20 protein-coding genes are annotated in these 20,027 nt (G+C 59.0%); 11 read left to right on the top strand and 9 right to left on the bottom strand.

The features are described from left to right. Positions 1 to 99: 99 nt before the first annotated feature. The 3 genes from hydN to ROR01S_RS04555 are packed head-to-tail and all read left to right on the top strand — an operon-like array spanning position 100 to position 3,917. A complete protein-coding gene (gene hydN, locus ROR01S_RS04565; RefSeq protein WP_004866866.1) occupies positions 100 to 627 on the top strand; it encodes an electron transport protein HydN in 528 nt (175 codons plus the stop codon). Positions 628 to 639: 12 nt separating this feature from the next. Beyond that, entirely contained in the window at positions 640 to 2,874 is a 2,235-nt protein-coding gene (hypF, locus tag ROR01S_RS04560; protein ID WP_064359267.1) for a carbamoyltransferase HypF, read from the top strand. Next, entirely contained in the window at positions 2,871 to 3,917 is a 1,047-nt protein-coding gene (locus tag ROR01S_RS04555; protein WP_004866862.1) for a HoxN/HupN/NixA family nickel/cobalt transporter, read from the top strand. The genes hypF and ROR01S_RS04555 overlap by 4 nt, the downstream gene beginning before the upstream one ends. A 263-nt stretch (positions 3,918 to 4,180) precedes the next feature. On the opposite strand, the gene norW is transcribed toward ROR01S_RS04555, so the two are convergent. After that, positions 4,181 to 5,314, bottom strand: a complete 1,134-nt coding sequence (norW, locus tag ROR01S_RS04550) for an NADH:flavorubredoxin reductase NorW (RefSeq protein ID WP_004866860.1) — start codon at positions 5,312 to 5,314, stop codon at positions 4,181 to 4,183. Next, the gene (norV, locus tag ROR01S_RS04545; protein ID WP_064356723.1) at positions 5,311 to 6,759 is read right to left on the bottom strand and encodes an anaerobic nitric oxide reductase flavorubredoxin; all 1,449 of its coding nucleotides are present in this window, start codon (positions 6,757 to 6,759) and stop codon (positions 5,311 to 5,313) included. The genes norW and norV overlap by 4 nt, the downstream gene beginning before the upstream one ends. A gap of 187 nt (positions 6,760 to 6,946) precedes the next feature. Here norV and norR point away from each other — a divergent pair, with 187 nt between their 5' ends. Further along, positions 6,947 to 8,491 carry a nitric oxide reductase transcriptional regulator NorR gene (gene norR, locus ROR01S_RS04540; RefSeq protein ID WP_064359151.1) on the top strand — a complete coding sequence of 515 codons (1,545 nt, stop codon included), beginning with the start codon at positions 6,947 to 6,949 and terminating at the stop codon, positions 8,489 to 8,491. On the opposite strand, the gene gutQ is transcribed toward norR, so the two are convergent. From gutQ to srlA, 7 genes are all read right to left on the bottom strand, one after another. Beyond that, positions 8,454 to 9,419: an arabinose-5-phosphate isomerase GutQ gene (gene gutQ / locus ROR01S_RS04535; RefSeq protein ID WP_015585883.1), complete on the bottom strand. Its 966-nt coding sequence runs from the start codon at positions 9,417 to 9,419 to the stop codon at positions 8,454 to 8,456. The genes norR and gutQ overlap by 38 nt on opposite strands. Continuing rightward, positions 9,412 to 10,185, bottom strand: a complete 774-nt coding sequence (gene srlR, locus ROR01S_RS04530) for a glucitol operon DNA-binding transcriptional repressor SrlR (RefSeq protein ID WP_004866853.1) — start codon at positions 10,183 to 10,185, stop codon at positions 9,412 to 9,414. The genes gutQ and srlR overlap by 8 nt, the downstream gene beginning before the upstream one ends. A gap of 71 nt (positions 10,186 to 10,256) precedes the next feature. After that, positions 10,257 to 10,616: a transcriptional regulator GutM gene (gene gutM / locus ROR01S_RS04525; protein WP_015585884.1), complete on the bottom strand. Its 360-nt coding sequence runs from the start codon at positions 10,614 to 10,616 to the stop codon at positions 10,257 to 10,259. A gap of 64 nt (positions 10,617 to 10,680) precedes the next feature. After that, positions 10,681 to 11,460 carry a sorbitol-6-phosphate dehydrogenase gene (gene srlD / locus ROR01S_RS04520; RefSeq protein ID WP_004866849.1) on the bottom strand — a complete coding sequence of 260 codons (780 nt, stop codon included), beginning with the start codon at positions 11,458 to 11,460 and terminating at the stop codon, positions 10,681 to 10,683. 17 nt (positions 11,461 to 11,477) lie between these two features. Continuing rightward, positions 11,478 to 11,840 carry a PTS glucitol/sorbitol transporter subunit IIA gene (gene srlB, locus ROR01S_RS04515; protein WP_004866847.1) on the bottom strand — a complete coding sequence of 121 codons (363 nt, stop codon included), beginning with the start codon at positions 11,838 to 11,840 and terminating at the stop codon, positions 11,478 to 11,480. A gap of 13 nt (positions 11,841 to 11,853) precedes the next feature. Beyond that, on the bottom strand, positions 11,854 to 12,831 hold the full coding sequence (srlE, locus tag ROR01S_RS04510) for a PTS glucitol/sorbitol transporter subunit IIB (protein WP_004866845.1): 978 nt from the start codon (positions 12,829 to 12,831) through the stop codon (positions 11,854 to 11,856). Next, complete coding sequence (gene srlA / locus ROR01S_RS04505; protein ID WP_004866844.1) at positions 12,828 to 13,391, bottom strand: PTS glucitol/sorbitol transporter subunit IIC; 564 nt, start codon at positions 13,389 to 13,391, stop codon at positions 12,828 to 12,830. The genes srlE and srlA overlap by 4 nt, the downstream gene beginning before the upstream one ends. Positions 13,392 to 13,690: 299 nt before the next feature. Between srlA and mltB the strand changes: the two genes are divergently transcribed. The 7 genes from mltB to recX all read left to right on the top strand — a co-directional run bounded on the left by mltB (position 13,691) and on the right by recX (position 19,774). Beyond that, on the top strand, positions 13,691 to 14,764 hold the full coding sequence (gene mltB / locus ROR01S_RS04500) for a lytic murein transglycosylase B (RefSeq protein WP_004866842.1): 1,074 nt from the start codon (positions 13,691 to 13,693) through the stop codon (positions 14,762 to 14,764). 201 nt (positions 14,765 to 14,965) lie between these two features. Further along, the gene (locus ROR01S_RS04495; RefSeq protein ID WP_162098167.1) at positions 14,966 to 15,676 is read left to right on the top strand and encodes a metal ABC transporter ATP-binding protein; all 711 of its coding nucleotides are present in this window, start codon (positions 14,966 to 14,968) and stop codon (positions 15,674 to 15,676) included. After that, positions 15,673 to 16,536, top strand: a complete 864-nt coding sequence (locus ROR01S_RS04490) for a metal ABC transporter permease (RefSeq protein ID WP_064356725.1) — start codon at positions 15,673 to 15,675, stop codon at positions 16,534 to 16,536. Before ROR01S_RS04495 ends, ROR01S_RS04490 begins: the two co-directional genes overlap by 4 nt. A gap of 9 nt (positions 16,537 to 16,545) precedes the next feature. After that, the gene (locus tag ROR01S_RS04485; RefSeq protein WP_044350817.1) at positions 16,546 to 17,424 is read left to right on the top strand and encodes a metal ABC transporter substrate-binding protein; all 879 of its coding nucleotides are present in this window, start codon (positions 16,546 to 16,548) and stop codon (positions 17,422 to 17,424) included. Between the two features lie 138 nt (positions 17,425 to 17,562). Continuing rightward, complete coding sequence (gene pncC / locus ROR01S_RS04480) at positions 17,563 to 18,060, top strand: nicotinamide-nucleotide amidase (RefSeq protein WP_004866836.1); 498 nt, start codon at positions 17,563 to 17,565, stop codon at positions 18,058 to 18,060. An 80-nt stretch (positions 18,061 to 18,140) separates the two neighbouring features. After that, a complete protein-coding gene (recA, locus tag ROR01S_RS04475) occupies positions 18,141 to 19,205 on the top strand; it encodes a recombinase RecA (RefSeq protein WP_004866835.1) in 1,065 nt (354 codons plus the stop codon). Between the two features lie 68 nt (positions 19,206 to 19,273). After that, positions 19,274 to 19,774, top strand: a complete 501-nt coding sequence (gene recX / locus ROR01S_RS04470) for a recombination regulator RecX (protein WP_054829428.1) — start codon at positions 19,274 to 19,276, stop codon at positions 19,772 to 19,774. Positions 19,775 to 20,027: the final 253 nt, after the last annotated feature.

Genomic DNA, 20,027 nt, shown 5'->3' with positions numbered 1-20,027 from the left:
CGTCTTTAGGTTATTCATTTCCTTTATTATCAGCGTGATAAAAGTTGGAACGTATTATGCATACTCCGCCGCGTAACCTTCTTACAGCTGGAGAAATGGATGAACCGTTTCATTATTGCCGACGCGAGCAAATGCATTGGCTGCCGCACCTGCGAAGTGGCCTGCGTGGTCTCTCATCAGGAAAATCAGGACTGCGCCGCGCTGACGCCAAAATCCTTCTTACCGCGTATCCATGTGATCAAAGGCGTTAACGTCTCGACGGCCACCGCCTGCCGCCAATGTGAAGACGCGCCGTGCGCCAACGTCTGTCCGAACGGCGCGATCGCCCGGGATAAAGGCTTTATTCACGTGATGCAGGAGCGCTGCATCGGCTGCAAAACCTGCGTGGTGGCCTGTCCCTATGGCGCGATGGAGGTGGTCGTGCGTCCGGTGATTCGTCATAGCGGTGCCGGGCTGAACGTGATGGCGGAAAAAGCGGAAGCCAATAAATGCGATCTTTGCCATCACCGGGAAGAGGGCCCCGCCTGTATAGAGGCCTGCCCGACGCATGCGCTGATTTGCGTGGACCGCAATAAGCTTGAGCAGATGAATAGCGAAAAACGTCGTCGTACGGCGCTGGCCTGGTAAGGCGGCGGCATGATGAACGGGGTGCAGATTCGCATTCGCGGTAAAGTGCAGGGGGTGGGCTTCCGCCCCTTTGTCTGGCAGCTGGCGCAAGAGTCAGCACGCTGCGGCGACGTATGTAACGACGGTGACGGCGTACTGGTGCGCCTGTTGGGCGATGAGGCGGCGTTTCTCGCCGCGCTGACCCGCCGCTGTCCGCCGCTGGCGCGTATCGACAGCGTGGAAACCCGGCCGTTTCACTGGCGTACGCTGCCGCAGGATTTCGCCATTCGCGAAAGCGGCGGCGGAAGTATGCGTACCCAGATTGTGCCCGATGCGGCCACCTGCCCGGCATGCCTGGCGGAGATGAACAATCCGCGGGATCGCCGCTATCGCTACCCGTTTATTAACTGCACTCACTGTGGGCCGCGTTTCACCATTATTCGCGCGATGCCCTATGACCGCCCCTTTACCTCGATGGCGCCTTTTCCACTCTGTCCGCGCTGCGAGGCCGAGTACCGCCACCCTGGCGACCGACGTTTTCATGCTCAACCGGTGGCCTGCGCCGACTGCGGCCCGCGTCTGGAGTGGCGCGCGGAAGGCGAGTCGCTGGTCGGAGAAGCGGCATTGCAGGCGGCGATTCATCAGCTACAGGCCGGGCAGATTGTCGCCATCAAGGGCATGGGCGGTTTTCATCTGGTGTGCGATGCCGGTAATCCGCGCGCGGTGGCGGCGTTACGCACACGCAAACATCGTCCGGCAAAGCCGCTGGCGGTGATGCTGCCGGCGGCGGATAGCCTGCCGGCAGCGGCGCAGGCGTTACTGACGTCACCCGCTGCACCCATCGTATTGATAGAGAAATCGCAGGTCGATGGCCTGTGTGACGACATTGCGCCAGCGCTGAATGAAGTGGGGGTGATGCTGCCATCTAATCCGTTGCAGCATCTGGTTTTGCAGGCGCTGGCGCGCCCTCTGGTGATGACCTCCGGCAACCTGAGCGGGCGGCCGCCGGCGATCGCCAACGTCGATGCGCTGCGTGATTTGGCCGGGATTGCCGATGGTTTTCTGCTGCACAACCGCGACATCGTGCAGCGGATGGACGACTCGGTGATGCGGCAAAGTGGTGAAATGCTACGTCGTTCGCGAGGCTATGTGCCTGATGCGATGCCATTACCGCCGGGGTTTCACGACGTGCCGCCGCTGCTGTGCCTCGGCGCCGATATGAAAAATACCTTTTGTCTGGCGCGCGGAGAGCAGGCGGTACTGAGTCAGCACTTCGGCGACCTCGGCGATGAGGGCGTAGAACAGCAGTGGCATCAGGCGCGGCGTCTGATGCAGGCGGTTTATGGCTTTAACCCAAGCCTGGTGGTCAGCGATACGCATCCGGGCTACCGTTCGACGCAGTGGGCGACCTCGTTGGCGCTGCCGGTTGAGCGCGTCCTGCATCACCATGCCCATGCCGCCGCCTGCCTGGCGGAACACGGCTGGCCGCTGGATGGCGGCGATGTGATTGCCGTGGTCCTCGACGGTATCGGCATGGGGGAAAACGGCGCGCTGTGGGGCGGCGAGTGTCTGCGGGTGAATTACCGGGAGTGTGAACGCCTGGGCGGATTGCCGGCGGTGGCGCTCCCCGGCGGCGACCTGGCGGCTCGTCAGCCGTGGCGTAATCTGCTGGCCCATTGCCTGGCCTACGTTGACGACTGGCAAAACGATGCGCAAACCGCGGCGCTGCGCCAGCACAACTGGCCGCTGCTGGCGCGGGCTATTGATCGGGGAATGAATGCGCCGAAGGCGTCATCCTGCGGACGCCTGTTCGATGCCGTGGCCTGCGCGCTGGGCTGCGCGCCGGACTGCCTGAGCTATGAGGGGGAGGCGGCCTGCCGGCTGGAGGCGCTGGCCACCGCTTGCGATGGCGTTGCGCATCCTGTTCGCCTGCCGTGGCAGGCGGGCGAGCTGGATCTGGCCACCTTCTGGCCGCAGTGGCTGGGATGGCGGGCGAGCCGCGAACAAAAAGCCTGGGCCTTTCATGATGCGCTGGCCTGCGGAGTGGCCGCGATGGCGCGCGATTGTGCAACGTCGCGCGGGATGACTACGTTGGCATTCAGCGGCGGCGTGTTGCATAACCGGCTGCTGGTCTCACGATTGACCTTTTATCTGGCGGATTTTACTCTGCTGTTTCCGCAGCAGCTCCCTGCCGGAGATGGGGCTATCGCGTTTGGTCAGGCGGTCGTGGCCGCAGCCCGCTGGCAGGCTCACAGGGTATCATCATGATAGTGACAATTTTACGCCAGCAGCCGCGTGCCGCTGCGCTGGTGTTGGGACTGGTTGTGGCAAATCTGCTCGCCTGGGGCTGGGCCTGGCAGGCGTTTGGCGATAGCGGCGCGCTGATGGCGGCGAGTCTGCTGGCCTGGGGGTACGGATTGCGCCATGCGGTCGATGCCGACCATATTGCGGCGATCGACAGCGTCACCCGCAAAATGATGCAGCAGGGGCGTCGGCCTTTTGCCGTCGGAGCCTGGTTCTCGTTTGGCCACTCGTCGATTGTGGTGCTGGCTTCGGCGGCGATTGCCGCCACCGCCACCGCTTTCGGCCAGCAGATGAGCTGGCTGCATGATACCGGCAGCGTGATTGGCACCGCGGTGTCGGCGCTGTTTTTATTGCTGATGGCGTTTATCAACCTGGTGATTTTACGCAGCGTCTGGCGCAGCTTTCGCACGTGGAAGAGAGGCGGTAAGGTGAGCGATGAGGTGGCGACCGGCGGCGGCATGATGAGCTGGTTGTTCGGTAAAACTTTTCGTCTGATTAGCCGTAGCTGGCAGATGTATCTGGTGGGCTTTCTGTTTGGCCTCGGATTTGATACCGCCACCGAAATCGGCGTGCTGGGGATTTCTGCCGCCAGCGCGTCAAGCGGAATGTCTATCTGGTCGATCATGGTCTTTCCGGCGCTGTTTGCCAGCGGGATGGCGCTGGTGGATACCCTCGATAATGTGCTGATGGTCGGCGCCTACGGCTGGGCGTTTAGCAAGCCGCAGCGCAAGCTCTATTACAATATGACCATTACCGGCACGTCGGTGGTGGTGGCGTTATTTATCGGTGGTCTGGAAGCGCTGGGGCTGCTGATGGACAAGTTTTCGTTCAGCGGCGGGCTATGGCGCTGGGTCGCCGCGCTGAACGATAATCTCGGCGACGCCGGTTTTGTGGTCATCGGGCTGTTTGTCGCCTGCTGGGTGCTGTCGGTGCTGAATTACCGCTGGCGCGGATACGATAATCTGGCGCGCCAGGTTGCAGATTCCCCCGGCTCTCGCGGCGTTTAGCCGGGCTACCTGAGCCAGGCCGGCCTGCTGCCCGGCGGCGCTGCGCTTGCGCGGGCCTACGGGGTGAAGGTCGAGCGGTATGACCACAAAAGCGTACAGCGGGTGTGCTGCCCGGCGGCGCTGCGCTTGCGCGGGCCAACGGGGTGAAGGCCGAAATGTAGGCCGGGTAAGCATCGCGCCACCCGGCAAAATAACGGCGCAGAATCGGTCGCCCGGGTAGGGCGTTTACGCCGCGACCCGGGAATAACGCCCGTTCGGGCCGCTTAACGCACCAATTGTTTGAGCAACGCAAAGGCCTCTTTCATTCGGTCCTCGCTGACCACAAAGGCGCGCAGCTGGTTGGCGGCATCCACCCCTTTCGCCACCACCCCCTCTTTGGCGGCAACCAGATTCCACGTCAGATCGTCCCGCTGTGTCTCACCGGCCAGATGCAGCGGCAGATCCGGCGTTTTAACCTTCACCAGCATCGGCGGCAGCGTCAGTTCGTTCGCCTGCGACAGCAGGTTTTTAGCGAGGCACATCGCGCTCAGTAAAATCGGCTGCAGAAACGGCAGGACGCTGCCATTGATTTCCGCGCAGTCGCCGAGGGCGTAAATTGCCGGATCGCTGGTTTGCAACCGGCTGTTCACCACCACGCCACGACGAATCATCAACCCGGCATGGCGCGCCAGCGCCGTTTCCGGGCGCAGACCGGCGGCGGCGACCACCGCATCGACGGTGACGCTGCGCTGACGGTCGAGGCTGACGCGAATGCCGTCGGCGGTTTGCTCCAGCCCTTCAAGCTGCGTTTTCAGCATCAGGTGTACGCCCATATCGGTGAGCCGATGCTGCAGACGGCTGCTGACCTCCGGCGGCATCAATGCTGAGAGCACGCTGGCGGAGTTATCGACTACCGTCACCGCCTTCCCGGCGCGGCAGAAGTCCATCGCCAGCTCGCAGCCAATCAGGCCGCCGCCGACGATCAGCACGCGTTGCGCATCGTGGAGCTGACTCTGCGCGGCGCCGTACTCGCGCTGGCTGTTGAGGGTCAGCATCAGTTCATGCCCGGGTACCGGCGGGATAAACGGTGCGGCGCCGGTGGCCAGTACCAGCTTGTCGTAGCGCCATTCGCGATCCTGACTTTTCACCACTTTCGCTGCGGCGTCGAGGTCACTGACCCAGGTGTACGGGAACAGACGCAGATGGTACTGCTCGGCGAATTCGCCCGCCGTTTGCAGGGTCAGATCGTCGGCACGTTGGCCGCGGCTGACCACATGGCTGAGGTCCGGTTTGTTGTACTCATCCATGCTGTCGGCGGCGATCAGCGTCAGCGGAATGTGGGTATCCTGCTTGCGGATATTTTTCACCAGCTGACGGGCCGCAAAGCCCGAGCCGATGATGACGATGCCATCACTCATTTTGCCTCCGTCGCCAGTACGTCAAAGACCTCTTTGCCGAGAGAGCATTCCGGGCACAGGAAGTTATCCGGGACCTCGCTCCACGGCGTCCCCGGCTGGACATCCTGGTTCGGTTCGCCTTTCGCCGGATCGTAAACCCACTGGCAGACGCTGCACTGCATCGACGGGCCGAGATCGGCTGCTGCCGCAGCGGCACAGGCGCAGTTTTCTTGTTCCGGCGCGGTTTGTACTGCGGCGACCGGCAGCGGGGAGAGCGCCCACTGGCGGGCAATTTCACGGCCGTGTTCGCGGCACAGCTCCAGCGCGTCGAGGTCCGGGCGCCATTTGGCCTTCAGGCTCAGCGACATTTCAAAACCGGCATCCTGCAAGCGGGTGGACAGGCGATCGACCGCACCGCCGCTCCAGCCGTGAGAGCCGAAGGCGCTGGCGCGCTTATTGCGAAAACGCAGGCCGGTCATCTCTTCAACCAGTCCGGCGATTTTCGGCATCATCACATTATTCATGGTCGAGGTGCCGACCAGCACCCCTTTTGAGCGGAAGACGTTGGTCAGTATTTCGTTTTTATCGCTACGGGCGACGTTGAAGATTTTCACCGCCACGCGCGGGTCCACGTCGGTAATTCCCTGGGCGATAGCATCGGCCATCATGCGGGTATTGTTCGACATGGTGTCATAGAAGAGCGTGATGCGGTCTTCCTGGTAATCGGCGGCCCATTTCAGGTACAGCTCGACGATTTGGGTCGGGTTGTCGCGCCAGACCACGCCGTGGGAGGTGGCTATCATGTCGACCGGCAGGTTGAAGCCGAGAATTTCGGTGATTTTTGGCGTCACCAGGCGGCTGAACGGGGTCAGGATGTTGGCATAGTAGCGCTGGCACTGCTCGAACAGCTCGGTCTGGTCGACTTCGTCATTAAACAGGTGTTCGTCGCAATAGTGCTGGCCGAAGGCGTCGTTGCTGAACAGGACCGCATCGCCGGTCATATAGGTCATCATGCTGTCCGGCCAGTGCAGCATGGGCGTTTCGACGAAGATCAGCTGCTTGCCGTTGCCGATGTCGAGGCTGTCTCCGGTTTTCACCACCTTAAAATTCCACTCCGGGTGATGGTGATGGCCGGTTATGGAGTCAATGGCATTGGCGGTGCAGTAAATCGGCGTATCCGGGATACTGTTCATCAATTCGGTCAGCGCGCCGGCATGGTCTTCTTCCGCGTGGTTAATCACGATGTAGTCAATATCGGCAAGATCGATCTCGCTACGCAGGTTCTGCACGAACTCGCGGCTGAATTTATGATCGACGGTATCAATCAGGACATTTTTCTCTTCCCGGATGAGATAGCTGTTATAGCTGCTGCCGCGCAGCGTTTTGTATTCGGTGCCGTGAAAATCACGCACTTCCCAGTCACGTTGGCCAACCCAATGAATGTTATTTTTAACCAGAATAGACATAGCAACCTCAATTAATTCAGCGTGTTCAAATAAGATGAGTTGCTTATATCAAGTTACGTGCCAACTTTTTAATTGATTGATTTTTAATGTTTTTAATGTTTTTCGCTAAACTAATTGATGTCAAAATGACAATGGTTAAAATAGTCGTTATGACAATTAATGGTGTCAAAATGACAATGAGGCTGCAATGAGCTTTTCCCTGCAGGTACTGGCGAAAATCGCCATTGATTTACAAAGCGATATTGGTCACGCCGACCGATTCTCGCGTCTGATCGCCACCCTACGGCAGGTGCTGGGATGCGATGCCTCGGCGCTGCTGCGCTACGACGCCCATCAGTTTGTGCCGCTGGCGATCGACGGACTGGCGCAGGATGTGCTGGGGCGACGCTTTGCGCTGGCCGGGCACCCGCGGCTGGAGGCGATTGCTCGCGCGGGGGACGTCGTGCGCTTCCCGGCGGACAGCGATCTGCCCGACCCTTATGACGGGCTGATTCCCGGCCAGGAGAGTCTCAAGGTTCACGCCTGCGTTGGGCTGCCGCTGTTTGCCGGACAAACCCTGATAGGCGCATTGACCCTGGACGGTATGGACGCCGACCGTTTCGATAGCTTTAGCGATGAGGAGCTACGGCTGATTGCCGCCCTGGTGGCAGGAGCGCTGAATAACGCGCTGCTCATTGCCCGTCTCGAAAATCAGAACGTGCTGCCGGAGGCGAGCGCGAGCTATACGCCCCCCGACCGTCAGGAGATTATCGGCCTGTCGGCGCCGATACAGCAGCTGAAAAAAGAGATTGATATCGTCGCCGCGTCGGATTTGAACGTGTTGATTAGCGGCGAAACCGGCACCGGCAAAGAACTGGTGGCGAAAGCGGTTCATCAAGGGTCGCCGCGGGCGGCCAATCCGCTGATCTATCTGAACTGTGCGGCGCTGCCGGAGAGCGTGGCGGAAAGCGAGCTGTTCGGGCATGTGAAAGGGGCGTTTACCGGGGCTATCAGCAACCGCAGCGGCAAGTTTGAAATGGCCGATAACGGGACCCTGTTTCTTGATGAGATTGGGGAGCTGTCGCTGGCGCTACAGGCTAAACTGCTGCGTGTATTGCAGTATGGCGATATCCAACGCGTGGGCGACGATCGCAGCCTGCGGGTTGATGTACGGGTACTGGCGGCCACCAACCGCGATCTGCGCCAGGAGGTGATTGCCGGCCGTTTTCGCGCCGATCTCTATCACCGCCTGAGCGTGTTTCCGCTCTCGGTGCCGGCGCTGCGCGATCGCGACGATGACGTGGTGCTGCTGGCGGGATATTTCTGCGAACAGTGCCGCCTGCGGATGGGGCTGGCGCAGGTGGTGCTGAGCGATGCCACGCGGGCAAGTCTGCGCAGCTGGCCGTGGCCTGGCAACGTGCGCGAGCTGGAACATGCGATTTATCGCGCGGTGGTGCTGGCGCGGGCGACGCAGGCTGGCGACGAGGTGCGGCTCGATCCGGCGCATTTTCAGTTTGCCGTCGACGCGCCCGGGCTGCCGGCCACGACACCGGCGCTGCCGATGCCGGCGATCAATCTGCGCGCGGCGACCGAGGCATTCCAGCGCGAGGCGATTTCCCGCGCGTTAGCGGATAACCATCGCAACTGGGCCGCTGCCGCCCGCGCGCTGGAGCTTGATGTCGCCAACCTGCACCGGCTGGCGAAGCGTCTGGGGCTTAAAGAATCCCGGCCTGATAGAAGTTCTGCAGGTTAATTGCCCCAACCAGAAGGCCGTTTTCGTCGACCACCGGGGCGGCGCTGATTTTGTGCTTCATCAGCCGTTCTTTGGCTTCGACCGCGCGGCTTTCCGCCTGCAGGGTGACGCCGTTGCGGGTCATCGCCTGGGCAACGGCATCGTTGAGCGTCCCGCCGCCGACCAGCCAGCGGCGCAGGTCGCCATCGGTGAAGACGCCCTGCACGCGGTTTTGCGCATCGCAGACCGCGACCAGACCCAGCCCGGTACGACTTAACTCCAGCATCGCGTCCATCACGCGGGTATCAAGGTCGACGCGTGGGACATCGTCATCGCGGCGCATCAGATGGTGAACCTTGTTCAGCAGCCGCGCGCCGAGGGCGCCGGCGGGGTGTGAGCGGGCGAAATCTTCTTCATTGAAACCGCGGGCCTGCATCACCGCCATTGCCAGCGCGTCGCCGAGCATCAGGGTATTGACGGTGCTGGAGGTGGGGGCCAGATGCATCGGGCAGGCTTCGCGTTCGACGGCGATATCCAGTACCGCTTTTGCCGCCAGCGCTAGCGGGGATTGCGATTTTCCGGTCATCGCCAGCAGCGGGATCCCTTTCTCTTCCAGGCGCGGGACGATGAGATCCAGCTCTTTGGCGCTGCCGGAGTAGGAGATAAATAACATCACGTCACGACCATCAAGCATCCCGAGATCGCCGTGCAGCGCCTCCGCCGGATGGACGAAAAAGGCCGGGGTGCCGGTACTGGCGAAAGTGGCCGCCAGCTTTTTGCCGATATGGCCTGATTTACCGATACCGGAGACCACCAGTTTCCCTTCGCAGTGGATGATGGTTTCCGCCGCGCGGATGAAGTCGTCGCCCAGGCGTTCAGGCAGGCGGCTGGCCTCCTGTAGCTCCAGCATCAGGGTCTGGCGTCCGGCTTCTAACAGAAAGTTACTCATGTTCTTCTCCAGTAATAATCACTTCGATGCCTTTCTCTTCCAGCGCCCGCTGGAATGTCGGGTCAATACCGGCATCGGTAATCAGCTTATCCACGCGCTCGAGGCCGCAGACGATGTTCGGGCTCTTACGGCCAAATTTTGATGAGTCGGCCATCAGGATCACTTCTCTGGCGGCATTGCACATCGCTTTACTGACGGTATAAACCTCGTTGAAGGTCGTAACGCCGGCGTTCAGGTCGATGCCGTCGGTCCCCATAAACAGTTTGTCGAAGCTGAACTGCTCGAAGGCGTTTTCCGCCAGCTGTCCGTGGAAGGAGGCCGATTTCTTACGGAAGGTGCCGCCGGGCATCAGGATCGTTTGTTCATTATCCAGCTCGGAGAGGGCGTTGACGATATGCAGGCTGTTGGTCATGACCGTGATGTTATTGAAGCGGCTGAGCAGCGGCACCATTTGCAGCACCGTGCTGCCGGCATCGAGGATGATCGAATCGCCATCGTGGATGTAGTGCACCGCGGTTTCGGCGATCAGCGCTTTTTTATGGGTGTTAATGAGCGTCTTATGATCGATAGGCGGGTCGGGCTCATCTTTGTTGAGGACCACGCCACCGTAGGTGCGAATAACGGTGCCGGCATTTTCGAGGATCACCAGATCCTTGCGGATGGTGGTGCCGGTGGTGTCGAAGTGTTGCGCCAGCTCTTCAACCGAGCATTTACCCTGCGCTTGCAGGTGCTCAACAATGGCTGCCTGGCGCTGACGTGGTTTCATAGCGGTAATATCCTATCCTGCGTTAAGTTTCGAAGTGATAATTTCGCAAGATATTTACTTTTACAACGAAATTATACATGTTTCGGTTTAAGCGCTAATGATAGAGCATTCTGACAGAGCGGATCCTGGGGAAAGATCATATCTGGCCGCAATTCCTCACGATATTGCCCTTTTATCGCGGGGATTTTTTGCGGGCGGGCGAAGACGGTCACTCCTCGCATCAGCAGCGTATCGCTGACGCGATCGTGGTCGTCAAAGGCGATGGCGACGATCGCGCGCGGTTTGAAGCGGCCCGATGAACGCCCGACGCCGACGCGGCCCTGCTGACAGAGTTTATCGAACTCGCGGTTAAAGCGGCGGATCTGCCAGCCGCCGAAGGCGAGCTGGGCGATCCAGGCGATGGCGGCGACGGTGATTAATGCGCTAACCATAAAATCTCCTTAAGGCGTGGCGTCGGGAAGAACCCGGATCGCGACGCGACCCGGGAACCGGCGGTTAAAACATCACCTGCCCGCCGGTGACGTTGATGGATTGCCCGGTGCAGTAAGAGGCCTGCGGGCTGGCGTAAAACATCAGTACGTTCAGGACATCCTGATAGTCGCAGCCGCGTTTCAGCGGCACTTTGTCGATGTAGTACTGCTCGACTTCGTCCTCGGCAATGCCCAGCTTGCTGGCATATTGCGGCAGCAGTGACTGGAACATCGGCGATTTCAACAGGTTGCCCAGCATCAATGCGTGAACGGTAATGCCGTATTCCGCCAGATCCAACGCCAGCGACTGGGTCAGCCCGACGCCGCCAAACTTCGCTGCGCTATAGCCGGAATTGTGCTTGCTGCCGACTTTGCCGGATTTGGAATTGATCTGAATAATACGCCCCTTGATCCCATCGCGAATCATCAGCCGTGAAAATTCGCGAGCGCAGAGGAAGTAGCCCACCAGATTCACCTGCAGCGAGCGGTCAAAATCACCGAGCGCGAAATCGCTGATAAAGGCCGCTTTGGCGATCCCGGCGCTATACACCAACAGATCCACCCGCGCGAATATTTCGTCCACGCCGCGGGCGAGGGCCATCACGCTGGCCTCGCTGGTGGCATCGGCGCCAAAACCGTACGCGGTTCCTTCTCCATATTCGTCGTTGATAGCCTGCGCGACGCGCGTGGCTTTATCGCTTTGGATATCCACAACGGCAACCCGATACCCCTGTGCGGCAAGGCCCCGGCTCAGAAACTCGCCTAAGGTTTGTCCACCGCCGATGACAACAGCAACCTGATTCATAGTCTTCTCCTGACAACTCATGCAACAAATTTCAATATACAGCCGGGGGCGATCGCGTCCGGCACGGGGCCAGACACGTGGACCGTCCCCGGAAACTCCGCTTCGCTATGGCCATCAAAGCGCAGCGTGATATGGCCCAGCTCGCGCAGATTTTGCTCGGCAACATCGCCGACGGCGGTCACCGGATAGCGTTGTTCGCCAAGCTGGAGCTCCGCGCCCGGCGCCAGCGCGCCGGAAAATTCGCCGTGGTTATGAATAAAGCAATACTCTTCAATGTCCGCCGGCGCGCCTTCGCGAAAGGTAATCAACATCTGTTCTTCGAGCGCCATCGTCGCGCTGGCGCCGATGCGCGTAATCGTGGTCTGGTAAATCACGGTCATCTTCAGGAACCTCTTATTGGTAAATAAATCCGGACACAAACCAGGCGATCAGCACCGTTGGCGCACCGGTCAGAAAACGTCCTACCAGCACCGAAGGAACGCCGACGCGCACCGTGTCCTGACGGGCTTCGGCAAGCGACAGCCCAACCGGAATAAAATCGCAGGCGGCCTGGGCGTTAATGGCGAACAGCGCCGGGAGCGCAAGGTGCGGGGGAATATTGCCGAGGCCAATCTGCACGCCGATTAGCACGCCAATGACCTGAGCGATAACCGCGCCAGGGCCGAGGAACGGCGACAGCAGCGGGAAGGAGCAGATCAGGGCCAGCGTGACCAGGCCAAGAGGATGGCTGGCGAGCGGGGCCAGACCGTGGGCAATCCAGTCGCCGATGCCGGAGGCCATGATGATGCCGATCAGTGCCGAGACGAAAGCCATAAACGGCAGGATCGTTTTCAGCACCGTGTCGATGGTGTCGCGTCCGGACTGGAACAGCACCGCCACCACGGAGCCCATTCCCATACCGACCTTCGCCAGCAGGCCATCGCTCTGCTCGGTTATTTTTTTGCTGGTATCGTAATCCCGCGGGGCCGACTGGCCCGGCTTGGTTTCGGGCGCCGCTGCGCCATCGTGGGTCAACAGGCGAACGTTCTCCTCTTTCACCCCGGAGACGTAAATATCTTCGACGATATATTGCGCCAGCGGGCCGGATTTGCCGGTGGCGTGGATATTGACGGTCGGGATACGACGTTTTGGGTAGAGGCCGCAGCGCAAGGTGCCGCCGCAGTCGATAATGGCAACGCCGATCTCCTCTTCCGGCGGCTCGCCTTCTTTGAACCCGTCGACGGCCTGCCAGCCGGTCAGACTGGCGATCTTGTCGACGATTGCCGGGCGGGTACCGGCGGTAATGTAGACGATCTTTTTACCGGCAACGGCGTCCAGCTCAAGGGGGCCGCCCCAGCCGCTGGCGCCTTTTTCAATACGAATACGGGTCATGAGGTTGCTCCGGAAAGATGGACTTTTTGCTCAAGCTGGATGCCCATTTTTTTCTCAAAAATCGAGGTGGTCAGATCGGTGACCCAACCGCGGAAGAAGTTGGTGACCAGTCCTACCAGCAGATAGCTCACCGCCAGCGGACCTAACGGCAGGCCAAGCGTGGTCAGGCCGCTGGCAATCCCGAGATAGACAAACAGCTCGCCGGGGTTGATATGGGGAAACAGGCCATTCATAGAGTGGCAGCTGTAAGAGGCTGCCGCGTAGTAGCTGGGCTTGTACTTCTCAGGCATAAAGCGCCCGAGGCTCAGGGTCATAGGGTTACAGAACACAAAGGTGCCGATGCAGGGCAGCAGCAGATAGCGTGAGATCGGATTGCCGGCGCAGCGTTGCGCCAGCTTTTCGATCCGCTGCTGACCGATAAAGTTGATCAGCGCGTTCATGATCACCAGCAGACTGATCAGAAGCGGCAGGATCCCGGTAACCATACCGGTAAATACCTCGCCCCCCTTCTGAAACAGGCCGATAAACCATTCGGCGCCGTGGGTAATGACTTCAATCATTGTTCTCTCCTTCAGAGTGTTATTTTTCTTGCTAACTGGCAGCTCATTTTAATCATTTTGAAAGGTTTAAAAGTGTTAAATTGATCGCAAAATGAAAGGTAAATATTTTATTTTGAAAGTTTGTGCGTGATGAAGGGGAATGCTAACCGAGGCAAAGGGGAGATGAACGGGTAGATAATGAACCGGAAAGGGCGGTGCTGGCGGGACTATTTTGTCCGCAAATACATTGCCGCTTCCTTGTTGACGGCCGCATGCTTTACCATAATTATCCTTTGCCAAATTTGTTAAACGGATGTCCCATGTTGAAGCGTCGCTATCTGGCTTTACTTCCCCTGTGTGTTCTCCTCGCTGCCTGTAGCAGCAAACCTAAAACCACCGCAGAACCCCAGACGGCGGGAGGCGGCGGTTTTTTGCTGGAGCCGCAGCACAATGTGATGGAGATGGGAGGCGATTTCGCTAACAACCCGGCGGCGGAGCAGTTCATCGATAAAATGGTGAGCAAGCATGGCTTCGACAGACAGCAGCTGCATGAGATCCTTTCCCAGGCGAAACGCCTGGATTACGTCCTGCGCCTGATGGACCGCCAGGCGCCGAGCGGACTGCCGCCGTCAGGACCTAACGGCGCCTGGCTGCGTTACAAAAAACAGTTTATTACTCCGGATAACGTGCAGAACGGCGTCGTATTCTGGAACCAGTATCAGGATGCGCTGAACCGCGCCTGGCAGGTGTACGGCGTGCCGCCGGAAATTATTGTCGGCATTATTGGCGTAGAAACCCGCTGGGGTCGCGTGATGGGCAAAACCCGCATTCTCGACGCCCTGGCGACGCTGTCGTTTAGCTACCCGCGTCGCGCCGACTATTTCTCCGGTGAGCTGGAAACCTTCCTGCTGATGGCGCGCAGCGAGCAAGATGACCCGTTAAACCTGAAAGGATCTTTCGCCGGAGCAATGGGTTACGGTCAGTTTATGCCGTCTTCTTATAAACAGTATGCGGTGGACTTTAACGGCGACGGGCACATTAATCTGTGGGATCCGGTGGACGCGATTGGCAGTGTGGCGAACTATTTCAAACAGCACGGCTGGGTGAGTGGCGATCAGGTTGCGGTACAGGCGCTGGGTCAGGCGCCGGGTCTGGAGAATGGCTTCAAAACCAACTACAGCATTTCGCAGCTTACTGCGGCAGGTTTGACGCCGACGCAACCGCTAGGCAACCATCAGCAGGCCAGCCTGCTGCGTCTGGACATCGGAACCGGTTACCAGTACTGGTATGGTCTGCCGAACTTCTACACCATTACCCGCTATAACCACAGTACCCACTACGCGATGGCCGTCTGGCAGCTGGGTCTGGCCGTTTCTCAGGCCCGCGGACAGTAACCCTTCCCTGATACTCCCCTCGTCGTGAGGGGAGTTCTGTTACATTTTGCAGCATTTCCCGCCGTTGACGCTGATTTACATTTTTCCGTCAATCCAATATTGTTACGTTATAACATATTAATTGGATAAGGCTGTGACTTCTCTTTTTATGACATCCGCAGCGGTACGCGTAGGAATAGCCTGTGTGCTGCTGGCGCTCCTGTGGCTGGCGACCTGGTGGGCGGTAACCCTGCCATGATTGAACTGGATCATCTGGTAGCCGGTTACGAAGAACTGGCTATTACGCCGGCCCTGAGCGGCGTTATTGCGGCAGGCAGCATGACGGCCATTGTCGGCCTGAACGGCTGCGGTAAATCAACGCTGTTGAAAACGCTGGCCGGCTTTATTCCTCCGGTCAGCGGCAGGCTGCGCTGGACGGTTTCGCGTCCGGTAATTGGCTGGCTGGCGCAGCGCCATGCCCTCGAATCGCAGTTTCCGCTGACGGTACAGGACGTGGTGAGTCAGGGGGCCTGGCCGCATGTCTCTTTACTGGGGGGGATCCGCAGCGAGTTCCGGCGGCGTATCGGCGCCGCGCTGGAGCGCGTGGGGCTGACATCAATGGCGAAAACGCCGATTGAGGCGCTCTCCGGCGGGCAGTTCCAGCGCATGCTGTTCGCCAGAGTTATCGTGCAGCAGGCGCCGCTGGTTATGCTGGATGAACCCTTTACCGGGATTGATGAAGCAACCAGCCGCGAGCTAATGGGGCTGATCCTTGAGATGCATCAACAGGGGCAGACGGTACTGGCGGTGCTGCATGATAACCAGCGCGTCGCTGAATATTTCCCGGAAACGCTGCTGCTGGAACCGCAGCGCGCTCGCTGGGGTAACACCGACGATGTGCTGCCCGCCTTCGGCTCTGCGAGGCTGGCATGATCTGGCATACCTTTTTTCAGCCCTTCATTGAATTCGGCTTTATGCGCCGCGCGCTGCTGGTGTGCCTCGCGCTCTCTCTGAGCACGACCATGCTTGGCGTCTTCTTACTGCTGCGACGAATGAGTCTGATGGGCGACGCGCTGTCGCACGCAATTTTACCCGGCGTGGCGGTGGGCTACCTGGTGAGCGGCATGTCGCTGCTGGCAATGACTATCGGCGGGTTTATCGCCGGAATTGCCGTGGCGCTGGTGGCGGGCTGGGTCAGCCGACGCACGCCGTTGAAAGAGGATGCCAGTTTTGCCGGGTTTTACCTCGGGTCACTGGCACTGGGAGTGACGCTGGTGTCGCTTCGCGGCTCCAGCGTTGATCTGCTGCATCTACTGTTTGGCTCGATTCTGGCGGTGGATAACGACGCTGCGCTGTTTGTCAGCGGGGTGGCCAGCCTGACGCTGCTCTGCATCGCGCTGCTTTATCGTGGACTGGTCAGCGAAGCCTTTGATAGCGCCTGGCTGCAGGTTAACCACCCGCGGCTCCCGGCGCTGCTGCACGGTCTGTTCCTGGCGCTGCTGGTGCTCAATCTGGTCGCCGGGTTCCAGGTGCTGGGGACGCTGATGGCGGTTGGCGTGATGATGCTGCCGGCGGTAGCGGCGTGCTGCTGGGTGCGAACCTTGCCCGGAACCTTGCTGCTGGCGGCGCTGATAGGCGGCTTTTGTGCCTGGATGGGGTTAAGCCTGTCGTGGACCGCGAATTTACCGGCCGGGCCGTCCATCGTACTGACCGCCAGCGGGATCTTTTTTATTTCGGTGTTTTTTGGCACGCGCAGCCGACTGGTCGTCAGCTGGCGTAAATTAATGGGGTAAGGAAATATGATGAAACGTACCGCAGTCATTCTGGCGCTGGCGTTAGGCCTCGCAACGCAGGGGGCGATGGCAAAAACGCTCAACGTGGTGAGTAGTTTTTCAGTGCTGGGCGATATGGTGCAGCAGGTGGGGGGCGAACATGTGCATGTTGATACGCTGGTGGGACCGGACGGCGATCCGCATACCTTTGAACCTTCGCCGCAGGATAGCGCTTTGCTGAGCAAAGCCGATGTGGTGGTGGTTAATGGTCTGGGACTGGAAGGCTGGGTCGACAGATTAATCAAAGCTTCGGGTTTTAAAGGTGAGCTGGTGGTGGCCTCTACCGGGGTAAAAACGCACACGCTCAATGAGGAGGGGAAAACGGTTACTGACCCTCATGCGTGGAACAGCGCCGCTAACGGCGCGATTTATGCGCAAAATATTCTCAACGGCCTGATCAAAGCCGATCCGCAGGATAAGGCTGCGCTGGAGGCATCCGGGCAGCGCTACATCGGCCAACTGACGGAGATCGACGGTTGGGCAAAAAAACAGTTTACGGCAATTCCGCTGGCAAAACGCAAAGTGCTCACCAGCCATGATGCGTTTGGCTACTTTGGCCGCGCCTATGGCGTGACCTTCCTGGCACCACAGGGGCTGTCGTCAGAAAGCGAAGCCAGCGCGGCGCAGGTGGCGGCACTGATTCAACAAATTAAGGCCGACGGCATCCACACCTGGTTTATGGAAAACCAGCTCGATCCGCGTCTGGTGAAACAAATTGCGGCCGCGACTGGCGCACAGCCGGGCGGGGAGCTCTATCCGGAAGCGCTCTCGAAACCGGGCGGCGTGGCGGATAGCTACGTGAAAATGTTACGCCATAACGTCGAGCTGATCGCCGCCAGCATGAAGTAACGCGCGCGTTAACGGTCCCGACGCCGTCGGGGCCGCTCATTTTCGGAAGCCCCCTCGTAAATTGATGACCTCATCCCCATATCTGTGCTGAAAGTGCTATCTTTGATGGCCTCTTTATCTGGCTTAAACGGGGCGCTAATGACAGATTCTGAATTAAAGCAACTGAGTGAGCAGGTCGGGCTGGCATTAAAAGCTCGCGGTGCGACGGTGACCACGGCAGAGTCCTGTACCGGCGGTTGGGTCGCGAAAGTGCTCACCGACATCGCCGGCAGTTCAGCATGGTTTGAACGCGGGTTCGTGACCTACAGCAATGAAGCCAAATCGCAGATGATCGGCGTCAGCGAGGTTACGCTCCTCGGCCATGGCGCGGTGAGCGAGCCGGTGGTGGTTGAGATGGCCGTTGGCGCGCTGCGCGCTGCGCGCGCCACCTATGCTATTTCGGTGAGCGGCATCGCCGGACCGGATGGCGGCAGCGAGGAAAAACCTGTCGGAACGGTGTGGTTTGGCGTGGCCTGTGCGAACGGGCAGGGCGTGACCCGGCGTGAATGTTTTGCCGGAGACCGGGAGGCGGTGCGTCGTCAGGCAACGGCTTATGCGCTAAATCTCCTCTGGCAACAATTTCTACAAAATACTTGATACTGTATGACTATACAGTATAATTGCCTCAACAGAACAGAATTCACCACCCGGTTTCACCCGGCATGACAGGAGTAAAAATGGCTATCGACGAAAACAAACAGAAAGCGTTGGCGGCAGCACTAGGCCAGATTGAAAAACAGTTCGGCAAAGGCTCCATCATGCGCCTGGGTGAAGACCGTTCCATGGATGTGGAAACTATCTCCACCGGTTCGCTTTCCCTGGATATCGCCCTGGGCGCCGGCGGTTTGCCGATGGGCCGTATCGTCGAAATCTACGGGCCTGAATCGTCCGGTAAAACGACACTGACCCTGCAGGTTATCGCCGCCGCGCAGCGTGAAGGTAAAACCTGTGCATTTATCGATGCAGAGCACGCGCTGGATCCTGTTTATGCGCGTAAGCTGGGCGTCGACATCGACAACCTGCTGTGCTCTCAGCCGGACACCGGCGAACAGGCGCTGGAAATCTGTGACGCGCTGGCGCGCTCGGGTGCCGTAGACGTTATCGTTGTCGACTCCGTGGCGGCGCTGACGCCGAAAGCGGAAATCGAAGGCGAAATCGGCGACTCTCACATGGGCCTCGCGGCGCGTATGATGAGCCAGGCGATGCGTAAGCTGGCCGGTAACCTGAAGCAGTCCAATACGCTGCTGATCTTCATTAACCAGATTCGTATGAAAATTGGCGTGATGTTCGGTAACCCGGAAACCACCACTGGCGGTAACGCGCTGAAATTCTACGCCTCTGTGCGTCTCGATATCCGTCGTATCGGTGCGGTAAAAGATGGCGATAACGTCATCGGCAGCGAAACCCGCGTCAAAGTCGTGAAAAACAAAATCGCCGCGCCGTTCAAACAGGCTGAGTTCCAGATTCTTTACGGCGAAGGTATTAACTTCTACGGCGAACTGGTTGACCTGGGCGTGAAAGAGAAGCTGATCGAGAAAGCGGGCGCATGGTACAGCTACAACGGCGATAAGATTGGCCAGGGTAAAGCAAATGCTATCTCCTGGCTGAAAGATAACCCGGCTGCGGCAAAAGAGATTGAGAAAAAAGTGCGTGAGCTGCTGCTGAATAACCAGGATTCCACACCGGACTTCGTGGTTGACGGTAACGGTGCGGGTGCAGAAGAAACCCACGAAGATTTCTGATAATCTCATCGAAAGATAACGAAGGGCTGCGAATGCGGCCCTTTTGCTTTTTGATTGTCGAGGTGCCCGTGACTGAACCTTCATCCCGCCGTTCCGGCTATGCCCGCCTGCTGGACCGCGCAATCCGTATCCTGGCGATGCGCGACCATAGCGAACAGGAGCTGCGGCGTAAACTCGCTGCTCCGGTACTGGGAAAAAATGGCCCGGAGACGCTGGACGTCACGCCGGAAGAGGTAGACACCGTTGTCGCCTGGTGCATTGAGAACCGCTACCTTGACGACGGTCGCTTTGTTCGCCAGTTTATTGGCAGCCGTAGCCGCAAAGGATATGGCCCGGCGCGTATCCGCCAGGAGCTCAATCAGAAAGGTATTCCCCGCGACGTTAGCGAAAGCGCGATGCGCGAGTGCAATATTGACTGGGCCGCGCTGGCGAAAGAGCAGGCGCAGCGTAAGTATGGCGAACCGCTCCCGACGACATTTGCCGATAAAGTCAAAATCCAGCGGTTTTTGCTGTACCGTGGCTACCTGATGGAAGATATTCAGGAAATCTGGCGAAATTTTGCAGATTGACCCATCGGGTATTTTACTTCCCAGTAAAGAAAACTTATCTTATTCCCACTTTATTCCGTCCGGTCGCTGGCTGTTAACAGGCAATCAGCGCCCACGACGATTATTCCTTATACACAAAATCATTCGCGCTGCGTCAAGGCGGCAGGAGAGTGAGTCACCTGGAGCGTACAGAGGTACGTGGTCGGGGTGAACGAGCGCAGCCCGCGTAGAGGCGGCGTGAAAGGTGAAGTGTATAGCTTGATTTCAGGATAAT

This window comes from Klebsiella ornithinolytica NBRC 105727 = ATCC 31898 (assembly GCF_001598295.1).
Classification (GTDB): domain Bacteria; phylum Pseudomonadota; class Gammaproteobacteria; order Enterobacterales; family Enterobacteriaceae; genus Klebsiella; species Klebsiella ornithinolytica.
This window is presented reverse-complemented; position numbering and strand designations above follow the sequence as displayed.

Bases quoted from the DNA above. Each gene is read 5' to 3' on its own strand.
- mltB (WP_004866842.1), top strand. From the start codon at position 13,691: ATGTTGAAGCGTCGCTATCTGGCTTTACTTCCCCTGTGTGTTCTCCTC.
- srlB (WP_004866847.1), bottom strand. From the start codon at position 11,840: ATGACCGTGATTTACCAGACCACGATTACGCGCATCGGCGCCAGCGCG.
- ROR01S_RS04485 (WP_044350817.1), top strand. From the start codon at position 16,546: ATGAAACGTACCGCAGTCATTCTGGCGCTGGCGTTAGGCCTCGCAACG.
- pncC (WP_004866836.1), top strand. From the start codon at position 17,563: ATGACAGATTCTGAATTAAAGCAACTGAGTGAGCAGGTCGGGCTGGCA.
- norW (WP_004866860.1), bottom strand. From the start codon at position 5,314: ATGAGTGATGGCATCGTCATCATCGGCTCGGGCTTTGCGGCCCGTCAG.
- gutQ (WP_015585883.1), bottom strand. From the start codon at position 9,419: ATGAGTAACTTTCTGTTAGAAGCCGGACGCCAGACCCTGATGCTGGAG.
- ROR01S_RS04490 (WP_064356725.1), top strand. From the start codon at position 15,673: ATGATCTGGCATACCTTTTTTCAGCCCTTCATTGAATTCGGCTTTATG.
- srlR (WP_004866853.1), bottom strand. From the start codon at position 10,185: ATGAAACCACGTCAGCGCCAGGCAGCCATTGTTGAGCACCTGCAAGCG.
- hypF (WP_064359267.1), top strand. From the start codon at position 640: ATGAACGGGGTGCAGATTCGCATTCGCGGTAAAGTGCAGGGGGTGGGC.
- recA (WP_004866835.1), top strand. From the start codon at position 18,141: ATGGCTATCGACGAAAACAAACAGAAAGCGTTGGCGGCAGCACTAGGC.
- norV (WP_064356723.1), bottom strand. From the start codon at position 6,759: ATGTCTATTCTGGTTAAAAATAACATTCATTGGGTTGGCCAACGTGAC.
- gutM (WP_015585884.1), bottom strand. From the start codon at position 10,616: ATGGTTAGCGCATTAATCACCGTCGCCGCCATCGCCTGGATCGCCCAG.
- hydN (WP_004866866.1), top strand. From the start codon at position 100: ATGAACCGTTTCATTATTGCCGACGCGAGCAAATGCATTGGCTGCCGC.
- norR (WP_064359151.1), top strand. From the start codon at position 6,947: ATGAGCTTTTCCCTGCAGGTACTGGCGAAAATCGCCATTGATTTACAA.
- srlE (WP_004866845.1), bottom strand. From the start codon at position 12,831: ATGACCCGTATTCGTATTGAAAAAGGCGCCAGCGGCTGGGGCGGCCCC.
- ROR01S_RS04555 (WP_004866862.1), top strand. From the start codon at position 2,871: ATGATAGTGACAATTTTACGCCAGCAGCCGCGTGCCGCTGCGCTGGTG.
- srlA (WP_004866844.1), bottom strand. From the start codon at position 13,391: ATGATTGAAGTCATTACCCACGGCGCCGAATGGTTTATCGGCCTGTTT.
- srlD (WP_004866849.1), bottom strand. From the start codon at position 11,460: ATGAATCAGGTTGCTGTTGTCATCGGCGGTGGACAAACCTTAGGCGAG.